This window comes from Mycobacterium sp. TH-M25 (genome assembly GCF_057473665.1).
Window position 1 is genome coordinate 1 of record NZ_JBYCLA010000137.1, and the last position, 3,747, is coordinate 3,747.

At 62.7% G+C, this 3,747-nt stretch carries 7 protein-coding genes and 1 pseudogene; 4 read left to right on the plus strand and 4 right to left on the minus strand.

Translation table 11 applies throughout. From position 1 onward, the window contains the following. Positions 1-364: 364 nt before the first annotated feature. Both AC2VOU_RS04700 and AC2VOU_RS04705 read left to right on the plus strand, forming a co-directional pair. Positions 365-1,057 (plus strand): class I SAM-dependent methyltransferase, encoded by a 693-nt coding sequence (locus AC2VOU_RS04700; protein ID WP_486956307.1) that lies wholly within the window; start codon positions 365-367, stop codon positions 1,055-1,057. A 49-nt stretch (positions 1,058-1,106) separates the two neighbouring features. Continuing rightward, positions 1,107-1,307, plus strand: coding sequence for an HAD family hydrolase (locus AC2VOU_RS04705; protein ID WP_486956308.1), 201 nt, complete (start codon positions 1,107-1,109; stop codon positions 1,305-1,307). A gap of 51 nt (positions 1,308-1,358) precedes the next feature. On the opposite strand, the pseudogene AC2VOU_RS04710 reads toward AC2VOU_RS04705, so the two are convergent. The 3 genes and pseudogenes from AC2VOU_RS04710 to AC2VOU_RS04720 all read right to left on the minus strand — a co-directional run. Then, positions 1,359-1,677: pseudogene (locus tag AC2VOU_RS04710) on the minus strand (transposase); the annotation flags it as partial. A 206-nt stretch (positions 1,678-1,883) separates the two neighbouring features. Next, complete coding sequence (locus AC2VOU_RS04715; protein WP_486956309.1) at positions 1,884-2,207, minus strand: CopG family ribbon-helix-helix protein; 324 nt, start codon at positions 2,205-2,207, stop codon at positions 1,884-1,886. Then, entirely contained in the window at positions 2,204-2,488 is a 285-nt protein-coding gene (locus AC2VOU_RS04720) for a hypothetical protein (protein WP_486956310.1), read from the minus strand. The genes AC2VOU_RS04715 and AC2VOU_RS04720 overlap by 4 nt, the downstream gene beginning before the upstream one ends. A 223-nt stretch (positions 2,489-2,711) precedes the next feature. On the opposite strand from AC2VOU_RS04720, the gene AC2VOU_RS04725 reads away from it, so the two are divergent. Further along, positions 2,712-2,963, plus strand: coding sequence for a type II toxin-antitoxin system ParD family antitoxin (locus AC2VOU_RS04725; RefSeq protein ID WP_486956311.1), 252 nt, complete (start codon positions 2,712-2,714; stop codon positions 2,961-2,963). Then, a complete protein-coding gene (locus AC2VOU_RS04730) occupies positions 2,960-3,256 on the plus strand; it encodes a type II toxin-antitoxin system RelE/ParE family toxin (RefSeq protein ID WP_486956312.1) in 297 nt (98 codons plus the stop codon). The genes AC2VOU_RS04725 and AC2VOU_RS04730 overlap by 4 nt, the downstream gene beginning before the upstream one ends. A gap of 116 nt (positions 3,257-3,372) precedes the next feature. Here AC2VOU_RS04730 and AC2VOU_RS04735 read toward each other — a convergent pair. After that, a partial coding sequence (locus AC2VOU_RS04735) for a LysR substrate-binding domain-containing protein (protein ID WP_486956313.1) occupies positions 3,373-3,747 on the minus strand: 375 nt, incomplete at its 5' end.

A 3,747-nucleotide genomic window follows, 5' to 3' on the forward strand; every position in this document is an offset into this window, starting at 1 on the left:
CGCAGGCGCCGCCTCGACGCAGCGTTTACCGAACTCAGCGAAACCGCCCAGAGTCTTTACGGCTGAACACCTCCGAAGATCTCCGCAGTTCCTACAACCTGGTCGGTGCGGTGAGCAGCGATCGGGTCGCGAGGCTGCCCGCGGGCGCGGTAGCCGGGGATGGTCACCGCCGCGCCCGAGCCGTTCCACCAAGAACCGACGCCGATGATTGCGGCCAGTCCAGGATTCGAGACAGAGGATGTGGTACAGGATCTGAGACACCGCAACCAGGGGTTTGCTGTCGAGCGGTGACTCGTTGGACGGCGTCGCAGATGTTTAGAAGTGCGACTGGATGTCGTCCCGGCCCTGACGTGCGATGCTGTGCGTGCATGAACGCAGACGGGGAAAGGGTCCGACGATTCCGCAAGCGTGGCACAACAAGGTGTTCGCTCGAAGTGTCGGAGCGTTCTACAACTGGGCGATGCGCCACGAACACATTGCCGACGCCTACCTGCGGATGATCGTCGGCGCCGACGGTGCTGGCTATCTCCACGCGATGGATGCCGTCGCTGAAGTCGCCGATGGCTCGTCAATTCTCGACGCGCCGTGTGGCGGCGGTGTCACCATTCGGCGTCTACTTCCCGATCAGAAGGTTCGCTACGTCGCGCTGGATATCTCACCGGAGATGCTGGAACGCGCCCGCCGCCAAGTGCTCCGCGACCACCAGGCGGATGTGGAGTTCATCAAGGCCGACATGACGCACATGCCGTTCGATGATGGCGAGTTCGATCTTGTGGCCTGCTTCAGCGGGCTGCATTGCCTACCTGACCCGGCGGCAGCCGTGCACGAGATCGCCCGTTGCCTACGCCCTGGCGGCCGGCTCGTCGGCGACATCGCGACGAAAGGACAGCTACGGCGCACCGACGTGTTCATGGCTGGTGGCAGACAGGCAGGAGTCTTCGGGCTGGCTGCCACCTTCGCCGACGCCGAACGTTGGTTTGCCGACGCCGCATTGACGGTCACCGCGCAGCACCAATCAGGAGCACTGACTTATTTCGAGGCCGAACGGAAGCGCTGACCGCCGTGCACAATTCGGCGCTCGACGCGGCGCAGGTGAGGATGGCTACGTGGGCGTTCGATACCGGTTGTTTGCGTTCGACTTCGACGGCACCATCGCTGATACCGGTGACTGCGTGTTCGCCGCGGTGGCCGCGGCACTGGCCGGCCATCAGCTGCCACCAGTCGATCGCAGCGCTGTCATCGCGCTGATGGGGCTGCCGCTGCCGCGGGTCTTCCGTGAACTCTCCGCCAACGAAGACACCGTCTAGGACGCAACAACCCAGGTCAGCTGCCGCTATTTCTCGATGACTTCAGATAACGATGAAATTCGAATGGCGAACGCGCCCATGGTGTTCCGTCGGGAACCGCAGGTAGGCGGTCAACCCTGCTTTGTCGGTGAGCAGGATCCGCATAGCCGCCGGGTAGAGGTCGCAGTATTTGGCGGCGAACGCCTCGATCCGTTTTGTCGACGATCTCCACCAGCTGGGGTCCCGGTTCGGAGTTGAGGTCGGTGGTGTCGAAAATGGCCCAGTAGCCGACGCGGGCCTCGGCTTGCATCCCAGTGGGGATCTTGGCAAGCACATTTCGGAGTCGATGAATAAGACATCTCTGGCGCAACGCTTTTGGGTAGACGTGCTTGCCGAACAACCGCGACGCGAACGCTGCGGTGGTGCCGCGTAGCTTCGGCCGCTCCAACGTGACCGACCCGGTGGTGGTTTTGACCGTCACCGGCCGATACCCGTTGCGTGAGCCCGGACACGACCCATAGACAACGTGGTGTGACCAGCCGGCACGAACCGGGAAGGTAACGGTTATGACCGTGTAACTCCTCGGGATGGCCGCGCCTATCCAGCCTGCGGGTGGTCTTTGGCAGCCACGTACTGGCTGATTGCCTCTCGCATCAGGTCACTCGGGCTGCGACTTTCCTGCTCAGCGAGGGCATCCACGCGCTCACTGAGCGCACGCGGGAGCCGCACCTGGCGCCGTGGCGCATGTGCGCCCGGTTCCGCAGCCGGATCCACGCTTGGGCGCCCCCCAGCGCGTCGGAGCAATTCGCGTGTAGCTGCCTGCGATGCAGGCCCGGATTCGCCTCTCTCGGGGTGGATTTCGCGTTCATCGCTTTCCGCCCATTCAGCCAGCTTGTTGTAGCGGTCCTGGTCGGTGCTCATGTGCTCTCGCCCTTCTGTCGATCGAGTCGATCGAGAAACTTCGCACGTGCGTTCATGACGTGAAAGATCCTCACGGTGGCCGGTGGGATCACCTCTGCCATGACTTCAATCAGCGGAACCGCCGGCTGCAGGCTCGGCCCGATCCATAGGTCCGGCTTGACACCGCCGAGCCTGGGGTCATCGAACTGGGCTTCGTGGTAGCGGTGGTTGGTCATCGCATGAAGGGCATCGGCAAGGGTGAGCCCGTGTCGGCCGGCACTCTCGATGAACTCGATGGCCACGACGGTAATGTACTACAAAACTGTCTCCGTTGTCATGGCGGCAATGGAGGTCCAAGGCGGGCGGAGTGTGAGACGAGAAACACGACGTCGCAAATCTCTAAAAACGAGGCACGTCAGCGTACCGCTCACCGTGTGGCCCAGGCTGGACCGTAGGCACGCAGTCTGCGCGACGTTGCTCCAGCGGACATGCAATCTCTATACCAGTAATTGGTATCGTGAGTTCGTGGGTAAGAACACGTCCTTCAGCCTCGACGAGCATTACAGCGCCTTCATCGACGGCGAGATCGCCGCGGGCCGCTATCGATCGGCCAGTGATGTCGTCCGTTCGGCGTTGCGGCTGCTCGAGGACCGCGAAACCCAGCTGCGGGCACTGCGGGATGCTCTCGAGACCGGCGAAAGCAGCGGCACGTCGACGTCGTTCGACTTCGATGACTTCCTCGACCGCAAGCGGGCCGAGGTCTCGCGCGGCCGGTGAGCAGGCAATACCTTCTCTCACCTGCCGCGCAAGCAGACCTGGAGCAGATCTGGGACTACACGTATGACCGTTGGGGTGTCGACCAGGCCGAGGCATACCTGCGTGAACTTCAACACGCCATCGATCGCGCTGCGGCAAATCCGCGGATTGGCCGAACTTGCGACGAGATCCGCCCCGGCTATCGCAAGCTCGCCGCCGGGTCACACACGCTGTTCTATCGGATGGCCGCCGAAGACGTCATCGACGTCGTGCGCGTCCTGCACCAACGTATGGACGTCGACCGCCACCTCTGACTTTCTACCGCACCCGACCGCGTGAGACAGGTTCTGCGACGTCGCAGATCTCTAGATTCGAGAATTACGATGCTCGGCTTTTCTTCGGTATGCAAACCGACCGCAAACACCGCGGATCAGGGTGCGTTCAAGACATCGTGGATCATTGCCCTGAGCGCAAGCACCCCGGGATCAGCATCCGCGCGCACGTGCCAATGCAACCTGACTTCATAGCTTGGAAGCGTCAAGGGGAGCTCGAAGCAGTGCAACGCCAACCGTTGCGCGTAGTAGCACGCGAGCTTGCGAGGGACGGCTGCCACACAATCGCTGCTTTCGACAACGGCGAAGAGAGAACTGAAGTGTGGCACGGTCAGCACCAGCCGCCGTGTGTAGCCGGCGCGCGCTAGGGCATCGTCGACTTCGCGTCCGCGCTCGGGTGTCACACGCACGTGGGCATGGGGCAGGTCGAGGTAACTCTCGAGCGTCATAACGTGGCCTGCTGCCGGGTGATC